Here is a 20,595-nt window from a genome sequence, read left to right on the forward strand (position 1 = left end):
GATAAGGGCGATCCTACCCTGTCTGACGAGGCCGTCGGCCTCGACCGCCTCACCGAGCGTGAGCGCGAATGCCTTCGCCTCGTCGATCGTCACATGAGCTCCAAGGAGATCGCCCGCGAGCTGGGCCTCTCCAAGCACACCGTCGACTGGCACCTGGACAAGGCCCGCCGCCGCCTCGGCGCGGCGGACCGCTACGACGCCGCGCGGCGGGTCTTCGACAGGGGGGCTGCCCCCCCTCCGACGCCCGCTCCCCCCCCTCCGATCGCGTCGGGGTCCGACACGGCCCGGCTAGGCGAACACCCCTCCTCACGGTCAGCTGACCTCATTGAGGAAGGAGTTCCCAGTGAACGAGTTGACCCCCCATCAGAAGGACGCGATCGGCCGAGCCGCGCATCTGCGCCAGGAAGTGTCGAGCTTCCAGGACATGTGGCCCCGGCTGAATTCGGCCGAGCTTATGCCCCCGATCACGTGGAGCGAGCTCGAGCGCCAGCTCATGAGCCTGGCGGTCACCCCGACCGCGGCCTCGATGGTGCCGGACCTGGTGGCCGCCACGCGCAAGCAGGCTTCGTTCAAGCCGACCGAACTGGTGATGCGCGAGATCCTGTGTATCGCCAGCGCGGTGATGGACGAGACGTTCCTGTCGGACTCCTCCTCTTTGGACTCGGAGGAGGACGACCTAATCACCTGAGCCTTCCCCTCCGACTGGCCTTCATCGCGGCCGTGATGATCGTGACCGCCCTTGCGTTCGGTTCGATCCTGGCGGGTCTCCACGCGCTGGAAAGCCTGTTCCCGCTCCCCTAGAGCGGCCAGCTTAAGACCGACTAGCCTGTAAGAACGGCAAGCCCGCGGAGCCGGGCGCCCCATTCCCCACCTCATCAACATCTGGCAACGCGCCGACACCGTCGGCGCGAGGGAGACTTCGTATGCTCAAGCAACGCCGTGAAGCCGCCGAGACCGTCGCCGAAGCCCTGTTCGCCGCGGAAAAGGCCATCGACGCCGCCATCGCCACCACCGCCACCCTGGCGGCCCTGATGCCCACCAGCCGCCAGGCCGCCCGCGTCTCGGCCCTGATCGGCCAGGACGCCATCATGTCGGCCATCAACACCATGCAGGCCCTAGGCGTGGCCCGCGAAGGCATCGTCACCACCCACAAGCACCTGTCGGTCGCCCAGCACGACGTCGGTCTGTCGGCCGTGTCGTTCGGCGAACCCGCCGTGAAGCCGGGCGACGAAATCCCCAAGACCGGCCGCCTGACCGTCGCCGCCTAAGGACGGCCACCATCCTTCCCCTGGCGCTCCCGCGCCGCGCGACCCTCGTCGGTTTTGGCCGGCGAGGGTTTTGCCGATCCGGGGTCGTTGCAATCTGAAAGAATGGCGCCACCCTGAGGTGATGATCTTCCTGTATCAATGGGCCAGCCTCGCCGCGCTGCTGATCTCCAGCGGCACGGCCCTGTGGCGTGGCGGATGGCCCGAGCGCCTGGCCGCGATGGCCATGATCCTGGCCTGGCTGGCCACCGGCCTGTTCTACAAGACCCAGCTGTGGTTCGGCCCGCAGACGGCGGTGTTCTTCGTCGACCTGGCCCTGCTGCTGGTGCTGCTGTTCATCGCCCTGCGGTCGGACCGCTGGTGGCCGATGTGGGCCAGCGGCTTCCATGCCCTGACCCTGATCCTGATGCTGGCTACCCTGCTCGACACCCGGATCTCCAATCGCGCCGGCTACATCGCCGGCGGCGGCGTCTTCAGCTACATGGTGATGGCCGCCCTGTTCTTCGGCGCCCTGCACCGGCGACGTTCGCCAACCCCGCTGAGCCCTGACGCCGCGTCACCGCTGACATAGCCTCGAACGCCTGTTTCACTCTTCTGAACAAGAGGAGGAACCGATGGGTGAAGCCTATATCGTGGCGGCCGCGCGGACGGCCGGCGGGCGCAAGGGCGGCAAGGTCTCGGGCTGGCATCCGGCCGATCTGGGCGGGGCGGTGCTGGACGCCCTGGCCGCGCGCACCGGCGCCGACCCGGCCCTGATCGAGGACGTGATCATGGGCTGCGTGGGCCAGGTCGGCGAGCAGGGCCTGAACATCGCCCGCAACGCCATCCTCGCCTCCAGCCTGCCCGAGAGCGTGCCAGGCACCTCGGTCGACCGCCAGTGCGGCTCGTCGCAGCAGGCCATCCACTTCGCCGCCGCCACCGTGATGTCGGGGGCCATGGACATCGTCATCGCCGCCGGCGTCGAGAGCATGAGCCGCGTGCCGATGGGGCTGTCGTCGCAGCTGCCTTACAAGAACGGCTTCGGGACCTACAAGAGCCCGCGCATCGAGGACCGCTATCCCGGCATCCAGTTCAGCCAGTTCACCGGCGCCGAGATGCTGGCCAAGAAGTACGACCTGTCGCGGGCCGAACTCGACGCCTACGCGCTGAAGAGCCACCAGCGCGCCATGGCCGCGACCAAGGGCGGCAAGTTCGCCGCCGAGATCGTGCCGATCGACGTGACGCTGGAAGACGGGACCACCGTCCGCCACGACGCTGACGAAGGCATCCGCTGGGACGCTACCCTGGAGTCGATCGGCGCGGTGAAACTGCTGGCCGAGGATGGCCGCATCACCGCCGCCACCTCCAGCCAGATCTGCGACGGCGCGGCGGGCGTGATGATCGTCAACGAGCGAGGGCTTAAAGCTTTGGGTGTCTCGCCGCTGGCTCGAATCCACAGCATGACCGTGATCGGCCACGACCCGGTGATCATGCTGGAGGCCCCGATCCCGGCCACCCTGAAGGCCCTGGATCGGGCCGGCATGAAGATCGGCGACATCGATCTCTACGAGGTCAACGAGGCCTTCGCCTCGGTGCCGACCGCCTGGCTGAAAGTCACCGGCGGCGATCCCGACAAGCTGAACGTCAACGGTGGCGCGATCGCGCTGGGGCACCCGCTGGGCGGGTCGGGGGCGAAGCTGATGACGACCCTGGTGCACGCGATGCAGGACCGCGGCGCGCGGTATGGGCTGCAGACCATGTGCGAGGGCGGTGGGCTGGCGAACGTGACGATCGTGGAGCGGCTGTAGGATTCAGCACTTGCCCCCTCCGGATGCTGCGCATCCTCCTCCCCCGGAGGGGGAAGAAGGGCGCGGCGTCATCTTCTTCCCCCTCCGGGGGAGGAGCGCCGCAGGCGCGGAGGGGGCCAGTAACGCCCTAGCAGCCCTTCGAACCATTTTATCGTCTTACGGCAAATTAACTCAGCGACCTCCGGTTTGTCGGCTAGAACCCCGTCGGGCTCTAACTGTCGCTGGGGATTATCGTGCTTTACCGGATCAATGGGCGCCGCCCGACTTTGAGCGCGCTGGTCTTGGTCCTGGGCGTGAGCGCGATCGCTCTGTCAGGCTGCGGCGACAAGAAGCCGAAGAAGGCCAAGGCCTCGCCCTCCGCATCGGCGACCGTCAGCGTCGTCACGGTGACCAGCCAGCCGATCGCCCGCCAGATCAACGCCACCGGCACGATCTCGCCCTGGGAAGAGGTGCCCGTGGGCGCCGAGACCGGCGGCCTCACCGCTGTCTCGGTCAATGCCGAGGAAGGCCAGGTCGTCCAGGCGGGCCAGGTGCTGGTCCAGCTGAACAGCGCCGTGCTGGCCGCCCAGTTGCGCCAGCAGGACGCCAGCGTCGCCAGCGCCAAGGCCACCCTCGCTGAAGCCAGCGCCGCCCTGAACCGCTCCCGCGAGCTGAACGCCAAGGGCTACCTGTCCCAGGCCGGTCTCGACACCGCCACCGCCCGCCAGGGCACGGCCGCCGCCAACCTGGCCGCCGCCGAGGCCGCCCGGGGCGAGACCGCCGCGCGCGTGGCCCAGACCTCGGTCCGCGCCCCCGTCGGCGGCCTGATCAGCCGCCGCAGCGTCACCAAGGGCCAGATCGTCTCGGCGGGCTCGGAGCTCTTCCGCATCGTCCGCGACAGCCGCCTGGAGCTGGACGCGGACATCCCCGAGACCGACCTGGCGGCCGTGAAGGCCGGCATGCCGGCCAAGATCTATTCCGAGAAGCTGGGCGAGGCCACCGGCCGCGTCCGCATCGTCACCTCGGAGGTCAACGCCCAGACCCGCATCGGCACGGCGCGCATCGCCCTGTCGTCGATGGGCGGCTTCCGTCCGGGCATGTTCGCCCGCGCCACGATCGACGCCGGCGACCAGCCCGCCCTGGTCGTGCCGTCGGCCTCGGTGCTGTACCGCGAGAACCGCCCCGGCGTGTTCGTGGTCGACGCCGCCAAGAAGGTTCACTTCCGCCGCATCGCCATCGTGGCCAACACCGGCGACCGCGTCGCCGCCACCGGCCTGACCGCCGGCGACAGCGTGGTGGTGGACGGCGCGGGCTTCCTGGGCGAAGGCGACCTGGTTCGCATCGCCGCCAAGCGCTGAGGACCGGCCGATGCGCAACATCTCGTCCTGGGCGATCAAGAACCCGATCCCCGTCATCCTGCTGTTCGTCCTGCTGTGCTTCTCGGGCCTGGTCGCCTTCAAGGGCATGCGGATCAACAACAATCCCGACGTCGACCTGCCGCTGGTCGTGGTTACGGCCGTGCGCCCCGGCGCCGCGCCCAGCGAGCTTGAGACCCAGGTCACCCGCCTGATCGAGGACTCGATCGCGGGCCTAGGCCAGGTGCGCCACATCAACTCCACCGTCGTCGACGGCGCCTCGACCACGGTCATCGAGTTCGAGCTGGGCGTCGACCACGAGCGCGTCACCAATGACGTCCGCAACGCCATGTCCAACCTGCGGGGCGACCTGCCCCAGGACATGCAGGAGCCGACCGTCACCCGCGTCGACATCTCGGGCGACGATCTGATCACCTATGTGGTCAAGGCTCCGACCCTGACGCCCGAGCAGCGCAGCTGGTTCGTCGACAACGACGTTTCCCGCACCCTGCTGGCCATCCGCGGCATCGGCGAGGTCAACCGCCGGGGCGGCGTCAGCCGCGAGATCGAGGTCGCCCTGGATCCCGACCGCCTGGCCGCGCGGGGCGTCACCGCCGCCGCCGTCAGCCAGGCCCTGGTCAGCTCCAACGCCGACCTGCCCGGCGGCCGCGTGACCATCTCGGGCGCCGAGCGCGCCATCCGCACCCTGGGCGCGGCCGGCTCGGTCGAGCAGCTGCGCGAGACCCGCGTGCCCGTCACCGGCGGCGGCACCGTGCGCCTGGCCGACCTGGGCGCGGTCACCGACCACTGGGCCGAGCCCCGCTCGCGCGCCCGCTATGACGGCCAGGAAGTCGTGACCTTCTCGATGATCCGCTCGCGCGGCGCCTCGGAAGTGCAGACCGCCGAGAAGGTCCGCAAGGCGGTCGAGAAGCTCGACAAGGAGCACCCCGAGGTCCAGATCGAAGAGATCACCTCGAACGTGAAATATATCGAGGAGAGCTATCTGGCCTCGATGGAAGCCCTGGTCATCGGCGCGGTCCTGGCCGTGCTGGTGGTGCTGCTGTTCCTGCGCGACTGGCGCGCCACCCTGCTGGCCGCCGTGGCCATCCCGATGTCGCTGTTCCCGACCTTCGCGGTGCTGGCGCCGATGGGCCAGTCGCTGAACGGCATCACCCTGCTGGCCCTGTCGCTGACCGTCGGCATCCTGGTCGACGACGCCATCGTCGAGATCGAGAACATCGTCCGCCACATGCGCGGCGGCAAAAGCCCCTATGCGGCGGCCATGGAGGCGGCCGACGAGATCGGCCTGGCGGTCGTGGCCACCACCTTCACCATCGTGGCGGTGTTCGCGCCGGTAGGCTTCATGCCCGGCATCGTCGGCCAGTTCTTCAAGGCCTTCGCCCTGGCGGCCTGCGTCTCGGTGCTGTTCTCGCTGGTGGTCGCCCGCCTGCTGACGCCGCTGATGGGCGCCTACATGCTCAAGGCCGACAGCAAGCACGAAGACAAGGACCCGCCGTGGATGGGTCCCTATCTGAAGAGCCTGAGCTGGGGCCTGCGCAACCGCTGGAAGGTCCTCTTGATGGGCATTCCGATGTTCATCGTCTCGATCCTGCTGGCCATGGCCCTGCCGTTCGAGTTCCAGCCGCAGGTCGATCGCGGCCGGGCCCAGTTCTCGGTCGAGCTGCCCCCCGGCGCGACCCTGGACGAGACCGACGCGGTGCTGCAGCGCGTGACCCGCGAGCTGCTCGCCCGAAAGGAAGTCCTCGCCGTCTACAGCTCGGTCGGCAGCAACAACGCCGTCAACAAGGGCTCGGTGACCGCCGACCTGACCGACAAGGGCCAGCGGATCAGCCAGAAGGTGTTCAGCCGCCAGATGGTCGACCAGTTCGCCCAGATCCCGGGCGCGCGGATCGGCATCGGCGGCAACAACGGCGGCGGCCCCTCGGACGGCAGCGGCTACACCCTGAGCCTGGTCAGCGACAACGGCCCGGCCCTGGAAGCGGCCGCCCGCAAGGTCGAGGCCGAGATGCGCGCGGTCCCGGGCCTGGCGCACGTGGTCAACACCGCCTCGATCGCCCGTCCCGAGATCGTCGTCACGCCCAAGCCCGACCAGGCCGCCCGCGCCGGCGTCTCGGCCGGCGCCATCAGCCAGGCCGTGCGCGTGGCCACCATCGGCGACGTCGACCAGAACCTGCCCAAGTACAATCTGGGCGACCGCCAGGTGCCGATCCGCCTGCGCCTGAACGACGACGCGCGCGGCGACATCGCCGTGCTGCAGACCCTGCAGGTGCCGTCGGCCAACGGCCCCGTGCCGCTGAGCGCGGTGGCCGACATCCGCTTCGGCGCCGGCCCCTCGCAGGTCGACCGCCGCGACCGCTCGCGCGTGGCCACCATCACCGCCGAGCTGGACGGCATCGTCGTCGGCGAGGCCGCCAAGCGCGTGCACGCCCTGCCCTCGGTCAAGAACCTGCCGACCGGCGTCAAGGAAGTGGCGGCCGGCGACGCCGAGTTCATCCAGGAGATGGTCACCGGCTTCCTGGGCGCACTGATCACCGGCATCCTCCTGATGTACGTCGTGCTGGTGCTGCTGTTCCGCAGCTTCGCCCACCCGATCACCATCATGGTGGCTCTGCCGCTGGCCATCGGCGGCGCCTTCGGTCTCTTGGTGCTGGCCAAGTCCAGCTTCTCGATCTCGACCCTGATCGGCATCCTGATGCTGATGGGCATCGCGGCCAAGAACTCGATCCTGCTGGTCGAGTACGCGATCATGGCCATGAAGGAACACGGCATGGACAAGCGCACGGCCATCATGGACGCCGCCCACAAGCGGGCGCGGCCGATCCTGATGACCACCGTGGCCATGGGCGCGGGCATGCTGCCCACCGCCGTCGGCCTTGGCGCCGAGGTCGAGTTCCGCGCCCCGATGGCCATCGCGGTCATCGGCGGCCTGATCACCTCGACCCTGCTGTCGCTGCTCTACATTCCGGTGGTGTTCATCCTGATGGACGGCCTGTCGGTGCGGACCGGCAAGCTGATGCACCGCATCTTTGGCGGCCAGCACCACGTGGCGGCGAAGAAGCCGATTATCGAGTAAGCTTTCCCACCATCCGATTTCCCGGCGAAAGCCGGGACCCAGATCGAACCCGGAGCGCCCTTCGTCGACCCTCGGCGGAGGGCGCTTTCACATCTGACGCACAGGATGAATCTGGGCCCCGGCCTTCGCCGGGGAAACGGGGGCTATTTAGGCGCGCTATGCCTTCAGCGCCTGCGCGACCACCGGCGCCAGCCGATCAGCGATGATCCGCGCGCCCTCGGCATTGGGGTGGATCCCATCCCGCTGCATGTAGCGCGACACCCCGATCACGCCGGTGAAGAAGTCCGGCGCGTAGAACACCCCCTGCTCCTTGGCCAGCTCCGGATACAGCGCCGTGAAGCGCCGGGCATAGGCCACGCCCAGCAGCGCCGGCGCGGTCACCCCGGCCAGCACCACGCGGACATTGCGGTTCTTCAGGTGCTGGATGATGGCCCGCAGGTTGGCCTTGGTCATCGATGGGTCCAGGCCTAGCAAGAGATCGTTGCCGCCCAGGGCGATCACGCAGACGGTCGTCTCGGCCGGCACGCGGTCGACGCGGGCCAGGCCGTTGGCGCTGGTGTCGCCCAGCACGCCGAAACCCTGCACCCGCGACTTGATGCTCATCCGGTCCAGCGCCGCTTGCAGCCGCGCAGGCATGGCCATGTCGCTCTTGAGCCCCAGCCCCGCCGTGATCGAGTCGCCCAGCACCGTCACCAAGGGCGGCGGAGGCGGAGGGAGCGGCGGCTTGGGCGCGGCCTTCTTGCGCGTGGCGGCGAACGCGCCGCCCGGCAAGGCCAGGGCGAGCAGGCCCGCCAGCAGGCGGCGACGTTGGGGAACGCTGGACTGGAACTTCACCATGGTCGAACCGTATCAATCTCCAGAACAGATATAAGTCCATGCGCGTTGAACACAGGGTGAAGGGAGAACCGCCGATGCATCGCCGAGTTCGCGAAATCTTGGTCGTCGGCGGCGCGCTCATGGCGCTCGCGGCCTGCGGCAAGAGCAACAGCCAGCAGAACAGCTCGGTCGGCTATGGCCCCAATCCCGCCTTGCCCGAACCAACCCGCACCCTGATCCCGACCGTGAAGGTCTCCGAGGTCGTCGGCTGGCCGGCGGGCGTCACGCCCCGCGCCCCGGCCGGCTTCCGCGTGCAGCCGTTCGCGACGGGGCTGGACCATCCGCGCTGGCTGCTCGTCCTGCCCAACGGCGACGTGCTGGTCGCCGAGAGCAACGCCCCGCCCAAGAAGGAGCCGCCCAAGGGCATCAAGGGCTTCTTCGAGGCCAAGCTGATGAAGAAGGCCGGGGCGGGCGTGAAGAGCGCTGACCGCATTACCTTGCTGCGCGACGCCGACCACGATGGCATCGCCGAGGTGAAGACGCCTTTCCTGACCGGCCTCTATTCGCCGTTCGGCATGGCCCTGGTCGGCGACACGCTGTACGTCGCCAACGCCGACGCCATCGTCGCCTTCCCGTACCTGGCCGGCGAGACCCGGATCACCGCCGCGCCGCGCAAGGTCACGGACCTGCCGGGCGGGCCGATCAACCACCACTGGACCAAGAACATCATCGCCAGCCCGGACGGGACCAAGCTCTATGCCACCGTCGGCTCCAACAGCAATGTCGGCGAGAACGGCATGGCCAACGAGGTCGACCGCGCCGCGATCCTGGAGGTCGACCTGGCCACCGGGAGCAAGCGTGTGTTCGCCGGCGGCCTGCGCAATCCCAACGGCATGGGCTGGAACCCGGTGGGCGGCCAGTTGTGGACCACGGTCAACGAGCGCGACGAGCTGGGCAACGACCTGGTGCCCGACTACATGACCTCGGTGCATGAGGGCGGCTTCTACGGCTGGCCCTACAGCTGGTTCGGCCGCCATGTCGACAAGCGGGTCAAGGACGCCGACCGCCGCCCCGACATGGTCGAGCGCGCCATGGTCCCCGACTACGCCCTGGGCGCCCACACCGCCTCGCTGGGCCTGACATTCTATACCGGCGCCAGCTTCCCGGCCCACTACAAGGACGGGGTGTTTATCGGCCAGCACGGGTCGTGGAACCGCAAGCCGCAGGCGGGGTACAAGGTGATCTTCGTACCGTTCGCCGGGGGCAAGCCGGCCGGCGGGGTGGAGGATTTCCTGACCGGGTTCCTGGACGCGGACGGCAAGGCCCAGGGCCGGCCGGTCGGCGTGACCGTGGACGGCGCGGGGGCGCTGCTGGTGGCGGACGATGTGGGGAATGTGGTGTGGAAGGTCAGCAAGCAATGACCGAGCTCCCTCTCTCTTAGAGAGAGGGTTGGGGTGAGAGGTTACGGCGCCCGACGGAGTGCCGGCACGCCGTCAAACCTCGTAACCACTCACCCTCCCACCGCTTCGCGGCGGGCCCCTCCCTCTCTCTAAGAGAGAGGGGTTTTGAGCTCCGCCTCAGCGCCCTTCACGATCAACTCCAACCCCCGCTCGAACAGCCCCTCGTGGTCGCTCCGGCGGTAGTAGGCGATCGCCTCCGCCAGGGCCGGATAGGCCCGCGCCGCCTCGTCCAGCCGCGCCTGCTCGGCCGAGCCGGTGATGGGCGAGGCCTGTTCCTCCAGCACGCAGCCGACGATGTAGCGGCTGATCGCCACGAACAGCTGCAGCGCTTCGCCCGGCGAAAACCCCGCCGCTGTCAGATGGCGGATCTGGATCTCGACATGGTCCAGGTCGTCGGGCGCGGCCTCGGTGCCGGCATGCACACGCGCGCCGTCGCGATAGGACAGCAGAGCGGCGCGGAAGCCGCGGGCGTTGCGGCGCAGGAAGGCCTGCCAGGTCTCGTCCGGCCGCGGCGTGCGCGCGTCGGCGGCCCGCGCCAGGATCTCGCCGTTGATGGCGTCCAGCAGGGCCTGCTTGTTCTTGAAGTGCCAGTAGAGGGCCGGCTGCTGCACGCCCAGGCGCTGGGCGATGGCGCGCGTCGACAGGGCGTCGATCCCGACCTCGTTCAGGACCTCCAGGGCTGTGTCCAGGATGCGCTGGCGGTCGACCTTCATTCGATTTTCCAGAGCCCCATATGAATCGCTTGACCTCGCGGCCGATATGAACTTTATCGCCGATAAAGGAATTTATCGATGATAAAGTTTGACCGCTCGAAAGCCGCCTTCGGCTTGATCCTGACCACCGTGGCCCTGGACGCCGTCGGCATCGGCCTGGTCATGCCGATCATCCCGCGCCTGCTGCGCGAAGTCGGCCACACCGGGGACCTCGGCTGGCGGTTCGGCGCGTTCCTGGGCCTGTACGCTCTGATGCAGTTCCTGTGCGCCCCGGTGCTGGGGGCGATCAGCGACAAGGTCGGCCGGCGGCCGGTGCTGCTGGTCTCGCTGGCCGGGGCGGCGATCGACTATGTGTTCATGGCCCTGGCGCCGTCGCTGTGGTGGCTGTTCGTCGGCCGCGCCATCGCCGGGGTCACCGGGGCCAACATGGCCGTGGCCCAGGCCTATATCGCCGACATCACCCCCGAGGCGCAGCGCACCCGCCGCTTTGGCCTGTTCAGCGCCATGTTCGGGGTGGGCTTCATCCTGGGCCCGGTGATGGGCGGGTTCCTGGGCGAGGTCTGGACCCGCGCGCCGTTCCTGGCCGCCGCCGCGCTGAACGCCGTCAACTTCCTGCTGGCCGTGTTCGTACTGCCGGAGTCGCATGAGAAGCGCGGCGGGACCATCGACCACGCCGCCTTCAACCCGTTCGCCTCGCTGCGCTGGGCCACGGCCTTTCCCGCCCTGCTGCCGCTGATGGCCGCCTTCACGATCCTGGCCATCGTCGGCGAGGTCGGCGGCACCATTTGGGTGCTGTATGGCGAGGACAAGTTCGCCTGGGACCCGTGGACGATCGGCTTCTCGCTGGCCGGCTTCGGCGTCTTCACCGCCCTGGCCCAGGCCTTTGTGGCGGGCCCCGTCGCCGAGCGGTTCGGCGAGCGCAAGACCCTGGCCATGGCCATCGTCTGCGACGCTTTCGCGTACGGAGCTATCGCCCTGGCGACCAAGGGCTGGATGGCGTTCGCCCTGCTGCCGTTCTTCTGCCTGGGCGGCATCGGCCACGCGGCCATCGCCTCGCTGCTGTCGGCCCAGGTCGGCGAGGACCAGCAGGGCCGCCTGCAAGGCGTGATGGCCAGCCTGGCGAGCCTGGCCTCGGTCATCGGCCCGGTGGTCATCGCCCAGGTCTATTTCGCCAGCCGCGGCGTCTTCCCGGGTCTGGTCTGGGCGGTCGGCGCGGGGCTGGGCCTGCTGTGCCTGCCCATCTTGCTGAGCGGACGTCAGGGGAAGCTTGCACAACAGGACTGACTGGACTTAGGGTTGCCTCCAAAGCGGAGGAAGCCCCATGAAAGTCGATCGCCTGCCCAAGGTGCGGACCTCGCTGTCGCCGACCAACCACCCGTACATGACCGGCGCCTGGACGCCGCTGCACGAGGAGGTCAACGCCTGGGACCTGGAGGTGCTGGAGGGCGCGATCCCCGCCGACCTGGACGGCGTCTATCTGCGCAACACCGAGAACCCCGTCCACGACCCGGTCGGGCGCTACCACCCGTTCGACGGCGACGGCATGGTGCATGCGATCGAATTCAAGGGCGGTGAGGCGACCTATCGCAACCGCTTCATCCGCACCCGCTGCTTCGAGGCCGAGCAGGAAGCCGGCGAGGGCCTCTGGGGCGGGCTGATGGACGGTCCGGGCACGTCCAAGCTGCCCGGCTTCGGCGCCCACGGCTCTCTGAAGGACACCGCCAGCACCGACATCGTCGTCCACAACGGCGAGGCCATCGCCACCTTCTACCAGTGCGGCGAGGCCTATCGCCTGGATCCCCTGACCCTGGAGAACCTGGGCGTGGCGGCCTGGGCCCCGCTGGAGGGCGTCTCGGCCCACCCCAAGGTCGACGAGGCGACCGGGGAGCTGATGTTCTTCAACTACTCCAAGACCTGGCCCTACATGCACTACGGCGTGGTCGATCAGAGCGGCAAGCGCAGCGTCTACCAGGGCGTGCCCCTGCCCGGCCCGCGCCTGCCGCACGACATGGCCTTCTCGTCGAAATACGCGATCCTCAACGACTTGCCGGTGTTCTGGGACCAGGACCTGATGGCGCGGAACATCCATGCCGTGCGCCTGCACAAGGGCCTGCCGTCACGCTTTGCCCTGGTCCCCCGCGAGGGCGGCGAGCCGCGCTGGTTCGAGGCCGCGCCGACCTATGTGTTGCACTGGCTCAATGCGTATGAGGACGGCGACGAGGTGGTGCTGGACGGCTACTTCCAGGAAAACCCCATCCCCCGCCCGCTGGAGACCGCGCCCGAGGGTCACAGCCACCTGATGGCCTATCTGGACGAGCACAGCTTCCGTTCGAAACTGCACCGCTGGCGCTTCAACCTGGCCACCGGCGAGACCACCGAGCGCCACCTGGACGACCGGGTGCTGGAGTTCGGCATGTTCAACCAGAAATACGCCGGCAAGCCGTACCGCTACGCCTATTCCACCACGAGCAAGCCGGGCTGGTTTCTGTTCAACGGCTTCGTGAAGCACGACCTGGAGACGGGCGAGAGCTGGGAGATTCAGCTGCCCGAGGGTGTGTATGCGAGTGAAGCCCCGTTCGCGCCGAAAGTCGGGGCGGTGGACGAGGACGACGGGTATCTGGTCAGCTTCCTGATCGACGAGAACCGCGGAACGTCGGAGTGCGCGATCGTGGATGCGAAGAGCTTCCAGATCGTGTGTAGGGTGGCGTTGCCGCACAAGCTCAGCAGCGGGACGCACTCGGTGTGGGCGGGGCGGGAGATGCTCACCAAATAGCCCACAAACAACCCGTTTCCCCGGCGAAAGCCGGGGCCCAGATCGAACCCAAAGCGTCTGATAGGCGGACGGGGCGCATCTCGGATCACCCCAAACCCGCTCAGGCTTAATCTGGGCCCCGGCTTTCGCCGGGGAAACGGGGTTTTGGATGTGGGATTTATGGTTAATCGGGTTTTTACCCTACCACCCTACCCTCCCGGGCCATGCGCCGCGCCCTGCTCGCCCTGCTGATCTTGACCACCGCCGGCCCTGCCTTGGCGCAGAAGGTCGCCGCCAAGGCGCCGCCCAAGCCCGTGGCCATGGCCTCGCAGGCGCCGGTCGACACCCAGAACTACGTCCTGCCGCCGATGATCCCGCTGGCCTCGCAGCGCCCCGGCGGCGACGCCGGCCAATGCCGGGCCTCGTGCGCCAAGCAGCTCTATTTCTGCGGCGTCGACAGCGACGACGGCACGTGCGGCAGCCTCTACGCCCAGTGCGCGGCCTCGTGTAAGGCCACCTACGCCGCGCCCCGCTTCAACGGCGCGCGCTGACCTAAGGTCCGCTTGCCCGCTCGCATAACGCCGATACAGTCCTGAACAACGATAAGTCAGGAGGGCGCGATGACGACCAGGCTCCCCAAGGCATGCGTCATCGGCGCGGGCTGCAGCGGCTTCACCACGATCAAGCGGCTGAAGGACTTCGGCGTCCCCTACGACTGCTTCGAGATGTCCGACGAGGTCGGCGGCAACTGGTACTTCAAGAACCCCAACGGGATGTCGGCCTGCTACGAGAGCCTGCACATCGACACGTCCAAGTGGCGGCTGGCGTTCGAGGACTTCCCGGTGCCGAAGGACTGGCCGGACTTTCCGCACCACGCGCAGCTGTTCCAGTACTTCAAGGACTATGTCGACCACTTTGGCCTGCGCGAGACCATCACCTTCAACACCCGGGTCGAGAGCGCCAGACGCACCGACGAGGGGCTGTGGTCGGTGACGCTCTCCACCGGCGAGACGCGGCTCTACGACGTGCTGTTCGTCTGCAACGGCCACCACTGGGACCCACGTATCCCCGAATATCCGGGCGAGTTCGACGGGCCGGCCTTCCACGCTCATGCGTACAGCGACCCGTTCGAGCCGGTCGACATGCGCGGCAAGAACGTCGTGGTCGTCGGCATGGGCAACTCGGCCATGGACATCGCCAGCGAGCTCTCGCAGCGGCCGATCGCCAAGAACCTCTGGGTCTCGGCCCGGCGCGGGGTGTGGGTGTTTCCCAAGTACCTGAACGGCAAGCCCGCCGATAAGAGCGCCATGCCCGCCTGGATGCCCAAGGCGCTGGGCCTGAAGCTGGCCCGCTCGGTGATCAAGAAGACCATCGGCAAGATGGAGAACTACGGCCTCCCGAAACCCGACCACGAGCCGCTGGAGGCCCATCCGTCGGTCTCGGGCGAGTTCCTGACCCGCGCCGGCTGCGGCGACATCAAGTTCAAGCCGGCGATCAAGGCGCTGGAGGGCAGGCGCGTGCGCTTCGCCGACGACACCGTCGAGGACGTCGACGCCATCGTCTTCGCGACGGGGTACAAAATCAGCTTCCCGTTCTTCGACGACCCGGCCCTGCTGCCGGACGCCGACCACCGCCTGCCGCTGTTCAAGCGGATGATGAAGCCGGGGGTGCCCAACCTCTTCTTCATGGGCCTGGCCCAGCCGCTGCCGACCTTGGTGAACTTCGCCGAGCAGCAGGCCAAGCTGGCGGCGGCCTATCTGGCGGGGCGGTACGCGCCGCCGCCGGAAGCCGAGATGGTGCGGATCATGGCCAAGGACGAAGAGCGCCACACGGGGCAGTTCTATGACTCCGCGCGGCATACGATCCAGGTCGACTTCAACGTCTACTGCGCGGATCTCAAGAAGGAGATCGCCAAGGGCGAGGCGCGGGCGCGGAGCGCTGGCGGGAAACTCCCCGTGGCGGCGCTGGCGGAGATCAAGACCGAACCGCTGCTGGCCCCCACCTGACCACGCTCCGCGTGGTCGTCCGCCCCCGGAGGGGGCAGAAGGTGCGCTGTCGTCCTTCTTCCCCCTCTGGGGGAGGAGCGCCGTAGGCGCGGAGGGGGCAAGTGCGCTACCTCTCCCGCCAAAGGAGCCCCCATGCCCAAGATCACCTTCGACAAGGCCACCCGCGCCAAGCTTGCGGGCGCGCTGTCCGACTACATGCGGACCGAGCTGGACCTGGAGGTGAAGGGCTTCGACGCCGAGTTCCTGCTGGACTTCATCAGCGAGACCCTGGGCCCGCACTACTACAACCAGGGCCTCCAGGACGCCCAGGAGCTGTTCCGCACCAAGTTCGAGGCGGTGCTGGAGGCGGTCTACGAGATCGAGCAGCCGGTGAAGGGGCTCTGAGCCAATCCCAAACCCAAACCCCAATCCCGTCTCCCCGGCGAAAGCCGGGGCCCAGATGGAAGAGCGCTGGGGTGGGTTCTAGGAACTCCGAGCTTTTCCAATCAGCCCCAGCGCCTTGAGATCTGGGCCCCGGCTTTCGCCGGGGAGACGGATGTGGGGAGATCGGGCGGTGGATGATCTTCCCCTCGCGTAAACATTGACGCCCACCGCCAGCGGCGCATGCTTCCTGAACAACGATAAGTCGCTCATCCCAGAGCGACGGGAGGAAGCTCGATGGCCGACGGCTCCGCCGCCTTCGCCCTGCCCCGCGTCTGCGTCATCGGCGCGGGCAGCTCGGGCATCGCGACCTGCAAGCAGCTGCATGCGGCGGGCATCCCGTTCGACTGCTTCGAGGCCTCGGATCGGGTCGGCGGCAACTGGGTGTTCCAGAACCGCAACGGCATGAGCAGCGCCTATCGCTCGCTGCACATCAACACCAGCCGGGACAAGATGGCCTATTCGGACTTTCCGATGCCGGCCGACTATCCGGACTATCCGCACCACAGCCACATCGCGGCGTACTTCGACAGCTACGTCGACCACTTCGGCTTCCGCGACCGGATCACCTTCCAGTGCGCGGTGACCTGGGCCAAGCGCCGCGAAGACGGCCTGTGGGAGATCACGCTGGAGACCGGCGAGAAGCGGCTCTACGACGCCCTGTGCGTCGCCAACGGCCACCACTGGGATCCCCGCTGGCCCGAGCCCAAGCCGCCGGGCCAGTTCACCGGGCTGGAGATGCACAGCCACTATTATATCGACCCCGCCACGCCCCACGACCTGCGCGGCAAGAAGGTCGTCATCGTCGGCTTCGGCAACTCGGCCCTGGATCTGGCCTGTGAGCTGGGCCGGCGGGAGAACACCGACGGGGTCTATCTATCGGTGCGGCGCGGCTACTGGGTGGTGCCGCGCTATTTCGGCAACGAGGTGCTGGACCACTTCAACAATCACCCTAGCGAAGACCCCCCGCTGCTGGCCCGCCTCCTGCCCGGCAGGATGGTCGCCAAGATGCTGGAGAAGAAGATCGCCACCGTGCACGGCCGGCCCGAGGACCACGGCCTCCCCAAGCCCGACCACGACTTCGGCGCCAGCCACCCGGCCATCAGCCACGAGCTCTACAACCGCATCGGCTCGGGCGACGTGACCATCAAGCCCGATATCGAGCGGTTCGACGGCAAACAGGTGTTCTTCAAGGATGGGACGTCGGTCGAGGCCGACGCGGTGATCTGGTGCACCGGCTACAAGATCACCTTCCCGTTCTTCGACAGCCTGGTCATCGACGCGCCCGACAACGACATCGCCCTGTGGAAGCGGATGGTCGATCCGCGCTTCGACAACCTCTTCATGGTCGCCCTGGTCCAGCCGCTGTGCGCCATGATGCCGATCGCCGAGGAGCAGTCGAAACTGATCGCCGCCTACCTGACCGGCCACTACGCCATGCCCGATGCGGCGACCATGGCCCGCGAGCGCGACGCGATGCACCAGGCGGTCAAGTCGCACTATGTCGCCTCGGCCCGGCACACGATCCAGATCAATTGCGGGGAGTACGCCTATGACCTGCGCAAGGAGCTGAAGCGCGGGATCAAGCGCGCGAAATCCAAAGGTAATCCCCTGCCGATTCAACCGAGAGCCGTGAAGGTCTTGCGTGTTGCCGCAGAGTAAGGCTGTGATCATGACGGGGCGTCACGATCGTCCCGTCCTTGAGTCGCGGTCCATGTCGAATATCGCCTACTTCCCCAAGCCCCACGTCGACCAGCGACCGGGCAAGCGGGAACGCACCAAGACCGCCAACCGCCAGGCCATCCTGGACGCCGCCCGCGAGGTGTTCGGCGAGCTGGGCTACGACGCCGCCACCGTGCGCGACATCATCCGCCGCACCGGCCTCGCCTCGGGCACCTTCTATAACTACTACAAGTCCAAGGAGGAGGTGTTCGACGCCCTGGCCGACGACGGCGCTCGCCGCTTCCGGCCGCTGCTGCGCGAACAGTCCGAGAAGGCGACCGACTTCGAGAGCTTCGTGCGCGGGGCGATCCTGGCCTATTTCAACTTCGTGGCCACCGAGCAGGAGGCCTGGCGGATCAACCGGCCGCCGGGCGAGCAGATCCCGCATGCCCGTCCCACGCCCGAGGTCACCGCCGTGTTCGACGAGGTGCGCGAGGCCTTCGCCCGGGTGCTGGAACACACCCATGCGCCGCCCGTGGACCTGGACTACCTGACCACGGCCTGCATCGCGGTGGCCCGCGAGATCGGCGACAAGATGCTGGAGCGGCGGCCCGTCGACACCGAGGGCGCGACTGACTTCGCCGTCAAGCTGATCCTGGGCGGGCTGCCGGCTCTGCCGAGGTTGTAGGCTTTGACCGCTATGTCCCCTCTCTCCGTTCTTCCCGGCGAAAGCCGGGACCCAGATCGAACCCAGAGCGCCCGACGCGCCGATCTGGGCGTATTTCGGATCATCCCCAGACGCTCAGGCTGAATCTGGGCCCCGGCCTTCGCCGGGGAAACGGGCTTGGGTAATAATCAAAAAGACATTGGGAGCACACATGGCCTCCGACGCCGCCCAGAAGACCATCCTGAAGCTGATCCTGTCGCTGCCCAGCCCGGTCCTGCGGGCCATGTCGGGCGGCGGGGTCGTGTACAAGGGCGGTCGCACCCTGGACCCCCGCTTCCAGTTCTTCGCCCACGCCGCCAAGAAGATGCCGCCGATGAGCAGCGTCTCGCCCGCCGAGGCCGTCGCCGGCAGCGCCAAGGGCCTGGCGGCCGTGCAAGGCCCGCTGGAGCCGGGCGTGCGCACCGAGAGCGTGTCGATCGAGGGGCCCAACGGCGCGATCCCGGCCCGCGCCTATCGCCCAGAGAGCCAGGACGCGACCGCGCCGCTGATCGTCTACGCCCACATGGGCGGCGGGGTGATCGGGGACCTGGAGACCTGCCACGCCTTCTGTTCGATCCTGGCGCGGATCGTGCGCACGGCGGTGATCTCGGTCGACTACCGCCTGGCCCCGGACCACAAGTTCCCGGCCGGACTGGAGGATGTGCTGGCCGCCTATCGCTGGGCGCGCGACAACGCGGTGCGCTTCGGCGCGGCGGCGGTCCCGCCGGCTATCGGCGGCGACAGCATGGGCGGCAACTTCGCCGCCATCATCGCCCAGGAGATGGCCCGCAAGGGCGAGCCGCAACCGGCCGCCCAGATCCTGATCTATCCCGCCGTGGACGTGGCCAGCGAGACGGCGTCCATGACCACCTATGCCGACGCCTATCCCCTGACCCGCGCGACCATGGACTGGTTCATGGGCCACTATATGGGCACCGACGCCGACCCAGCCGACCCGCGCCTGTCGCCGGACAAGACCGCGGATTTGACCGGCCTGGCTCCGGCTGTAATCGCCACCGCCGGCTTCGATCCCTTGGTCGACCAGGGCGAGGCCTACGCCAAGCGCCTGCAGGCCGCCGGCGTGCCGGTGCTGTACCGCTGCTACGACAGCCTGGCGCATGGATTCACGGCGTTCACGGGGGCGATCCCGGCGGCGGACGGAGCGTGTCGCGAGATCGCGGGGCTGGTGCGCCAGACGTTTGACGCTTGGGCTACTCAATAGGCCCGTATTCCCGGCGAAAGCCGGGACCCAGATCGAACCAGAAGCGCCCGACAAGCTGACAGGGCGCATCTCGGATCATCCCAAACCGCTCAGGCTGGATCTGGGCCCCGGCTTTCGCCGGGGAAACGGAGGGGGAGAGGAAAGGCCTTGAGTTCCACCATGCGCGCCCTGGTCGTCGAGGATCTGGCTCCGGATTTTGCCGGTTGCGCCATCCGTGACGTCCCGACGCCCGCCCCAGGCCCCGGCGAGGTCCTCGTCCGCGTCCGCGCCGCCAGCGTCAACTTCCCCGACCTCCTGATGACGCGCGGCGAATACCAGTTCAAACCGCCCCTACCCTTCACGCCTGGCCTGGATATCGCCGGCGAGGTCGCGGCGCTGGGCGAGGGCGTCAGCGGCTTGAGCATCGGCGACGCTGTGGTCGGCGGGGCGCGGCTGGGCGGCTTCGCGGAATATGCCGTGCTCTCCGCGGACGCTCTGAAGCCCAAGCCTGCGCGGCTGTCTTATCCCGAGGCGGCCGCCTATGGCGCGGCCTACCTCACCGCCTATGTCGCCCTGGTCCGCCGCGCGCGGCTGGAGCCGGGCGAGTGGGTGCTGGTCCACGGCGCGGCCGGCGGGGTGGGTCTGGCGGCGGTCGACCTGGCCAAGGCCCTGGGCGCGCGGGTGATCGCCGCCTCGGCCTCCGACGACAAGTTGGCCCAGGTGCAGGCGCTCTACGCCCCTGACGCGGTCGTCAACGTCACCGGCGGCTTCCGCGAGTGCGTGAAAGAGATCACCGGCGGCCACGGCGCCGACGTCATCTACGACCCGGTCGGCGGCGACGTGTTCGACGAAAGCGTCCGCTGCATCGCCTTCGACGGCCGGCTGCTGGTGATCGGCTTCACCTCGGGGCGGATCCCGACGGTCTCGGTCAACATGCCGCTGATCAAGGGCTTCTCGGTCATGGGCGTCCGGGCGGGCGAATACGGCCGGCAGTTTCCCGAGAAAGGCCGCGAGAACGGCGAGGCGATCTGGCGAATGGCGGATGAGGGGACGATCCGGCCGCATGTGCATGCGGAGTTGCCGTTGGATCGCTGGCGGGAGGCGTTTGAGCTGCTGAGCGAGCGCAAGGTGGTGGGCAAGGCGGTGCTCACGCCCTGACACCGCTCCTACCCCGTCTCCCCGGCGAAAGCCGGGGTCCAGATCGAACCCACGGGCGCTGGGCGGGCGGACAGGACGTATCCCGGATCATCCCCAACCGCTCCGGATGAATCTGGGCCCCGGCTTTCGCCGGGGAAACGGGTATAGAGGGAAGTGGATGAAGGGAGCGGACCAAGAACCGTAACCCTCTGAACCGACTCAGGTTGACATCCCGCGCCCGT

Annotated in this window: 18 protein-coding genes and 2 pseudogenes; 18 read left to right on the plus strand and 2 right to left on the minus strand. The window is 68.2% G+C overall.

Translation table 11 applies throughout. The features are described 5' to 3' along the window. Positions 1–93: 93 nt before the first annotated feature. The 7 genes and pseudogenes from J7528_RS04625 to J7528_RS04655 form a co-directional block, all read left to right on the plus strand. Positions 94–147, plus strand: a pseudogene (locus tag J7528_RS04625) (hypothetical protein); the annotation flags it as partial. 178 nt (positions 148–325) lie between these two features. Continuing rightward, positions 326–688, plus strand: coding sequence for a hypothetical protein (locus J7528_RS04630; RefSeq protein WP_291871769.1), 363 nt, complete (start codon positions 326–328; stop codon positions 686–688). A 235-nt stretch (positions 689–923) separates the two neighbouring features. Continuing rightward, positions 924–1,268 (plus strand): hypothetical protein, encoded by a 345-nt coding sequence (locus J7528_RS04635; protein ID WP_291871770.1) that lies wholly within the window; start codon positions 924–926, stop codon positions 1,266–1,268. Positions 1,269–1,389: 121 nt separating this feature from the next. After that, positions 1,390–1,836, plus strand: a complete 447-nt coding sequence (locus J7528_RS04640; RefSeq protein WP_291871771.1) for a hypothetical protein — start codon at positions 1,390–1,392, stop codon at positions 1,834–1,836. A 43-nt stretch (positions 1,837–1,879) separates the two neighbouring features. Beyond that, positions 1,880–3,052, plus strand: coding sequence for an acetyl-CoA C-acetyltransferase (locus J7528_RS04645; protein WP_291871772.1), 1,173 nt, complete (start codon positions 1,880–1,882; stop codon positions 3,050–3,052). 293 nt (positions 3,053–3,345) lie between these two features. Further along, the gene (locus J7528_RS04650) at positions 3,346–4,389 is read left to right on the plus strand and encodes an efflux RND transporter periplasmic adaptor subunit (protein WP_291871773.1); all 1,044 of its coding nucleotides are present in this window, start codon (positions 3,346–3,348) and stop codon (positions 4,387–4,389) included. Positions 4,390–4,399: 10 nt separating this feature from the next. Continuing rightward, positions 4,400–7,480 (plus strand): efflux RND transporter permease subunit, encoded by a 3,081-nt coding sequence (locus tag J7528_RS04655; RefSeq protein WP_291871774.1) that lies wholly within the window; start codon positions 4,400–4,402, stop codon positions 7,478–7,480. Positions 7,481–7,636: 156 nt separating this feature from the next. Here the strand turns inward: J7528_RS04655 and J7528_RS04660 are convergent, their stop codons facing one another. Beyond that, a complete protein-coding gene (locus J7528_RS04660) occupies positions 7,637–8,317 on the minus strand; it encodes an arylesterase (RefSeq protein WP_291871775.1) in 681 nt (226 codons plus the stop codon). A gap of 74 nt (positions 8,318–8,391) precedes the next feature. Here J7528_RS04660 and J7528_RS04665 point away from each other — a divergent pair, with 74 nt between their 5' ends. Beyond that, complete coding sequence (locus J7528_RS04665) at positions 8,392–9,717, plus strand: sorbosone dehydrogenase family protein (RefSeq protein WP_291871776.1); 1,326 nt, start codon at positions 8,392–8,394, stop codon at positions 9,715–9,717. A 33-nt stretch (positions 9,718–9,750) separates the two neighbouring features. Further along, positions 9,751–9,846, plus strand: a pseudogene (locus J7528_RS04670) (hypothetical protein); the annotation flags it as partial. On the opposite strand, the gene J7528_RS04675 reads toward J7528_RS04670, so the two are convergent. Further along, a complete protein-coding gene (locus J7528_RS04675; protein WP_291871777.1) occupies positions 9,846–10,469 on the minus strand; it encodes a TetR/AcrR family transcriptional regulator C-terminal domain-containing protein in 624 nt (207 codons plus the stop codon). The pseudogene J7528_RS04670 and the gene J7528_RS04675 sit on opposite strands and share 1 nt — an antisense overlap. Positions 10,470–10,547: 78 nt before the next feature. Here J7528_RS04675 and tet point away from each other — a divergent pair, with 78 nt between their 5' ends. The 9 genes from tet to J7528_RS04720 all read left to right on the plus strand — a co-directional run bounded on the left by tet (position 10,548) and on the right by J7528_RS04720 (position 20,374). Beyond that, on the plus strand, positions 10,548–11,753 hold the full coding sequence (gene tet / locus J7528_RS04680; RefSeq protein ID WP_291871778.1) for a Tet(A)/Tet(B)/Tet(C) family tetracycline efflux MFS transporter: 1,206 nt from the start codon (positions 10,548–10,550) through the stop codon (positions 11,751–11,753). A gap of 37 nt (positions 11,754–11,790) precedes the next feature. Next, positions 11,791–13,242 carry a carotenoid oxygenase family protein gene (locus J7528_RS04685; protein ID WP_291871779.1) on the plus strand — a complete coding sequence of 484 codons (1,452 nt, stop codon included), beginning with the start codon at positions 11,791–11,793 and terminating at the stop codon, positions 13,240–13,242. A gap of 203 nt (positions 13,243–13,445) precedes the next feature. Further along, positions 13,446–13,772 (plus strand): hypothetical protein, encoded by a 327-nt coding sequence (locus J7528_RS04690; protein ID WP_291871780.1) that lies wholly within the window; start codon positions 13,446–13,448, stop codon positions 13,770–13,772. A gap of 69 nt (positions 13,773–13,841) precedes the next feature. After that, positions 13,842–15,227, plus strand: a complete 1,386-nt coding sequence (locus tag J7528_RS04695; protein WP_291871781.1) for an NAD(P)-binding domain-containing protein — start codon at positions 13,842–13,844, stop codon at positions 15,225–15,227. A 132-nt stretch (positions 15,228–15,359) separates the two neighbouring features. Beyond that, a complete protein-coding gene (locus J7528_RS04700) occupies positions 15,360–15,611 on the plus strand; it encodes a DUF2164 domain-containing protein (RefSeq protein ID WP_291871782.1) in 252 nt (83 codons plus the stop codon). A 273-nt stretch (positions 15,612–15,884) separates the two neighbouring features. Further along, complete coding sequence (locus J7528_RS04705; protein WP_291871783.1) at positions 15,885–17,309, plus strand: NAD(P)-binding domain-containing protein; 1,425 nt, start codon at positions 15,885–15,887, stop codon at positions 17,307–17,309. Between the two features lie 52 nt (positions 17,310–17,361). Next, positions 17,362–17,997, plus strand: coding sequence for a TetR/AcrR family transcriptional regulator (locus J7528_RS04710; protein ID WP_291871784.1), 636 nt, complete (start codon positions 17,362–17,364; stop codon positions 17,995–17,997). A 190-nt stretch (positions 17,998–18,187) separates the two neighbouring features. Further along, the gene (locus J7528_RS04715; RefSeq protein WP_291871785.1) at positions 18,188–19,237 is read left to right on the plus strand and encodes an alpha/beta hydrolase; all 1,050 of its coding nucleotides are present in this window, start codon (positions 18,188–18,190) and stop codon (positions 19,235–19,237) included. A 159-nt stretch (positions 19,238–19,396) separates the two neighbouring features. Continuing rightward, entirely contained in the window at positions 19,397–20,374 is a 978-nt protein-coding gene (locus tag J7528_RS04720) for an NADPH:quinone oxidoreductase family protein (RefSeq protein ID WP_291871863.1), read from the plus strand. Positions 20,375–20,595: the final 221 nt, after the last annotated feature.

This window comes from Caulobacter sp. (assembly GCF_017744445.1).
Taxonomy (GTDB): domain Bacteria; phylum Pseudomonadota; class Alphaproteobacteria; order Caulobacterales; family Caulobacteraceae; genus Caulobacter.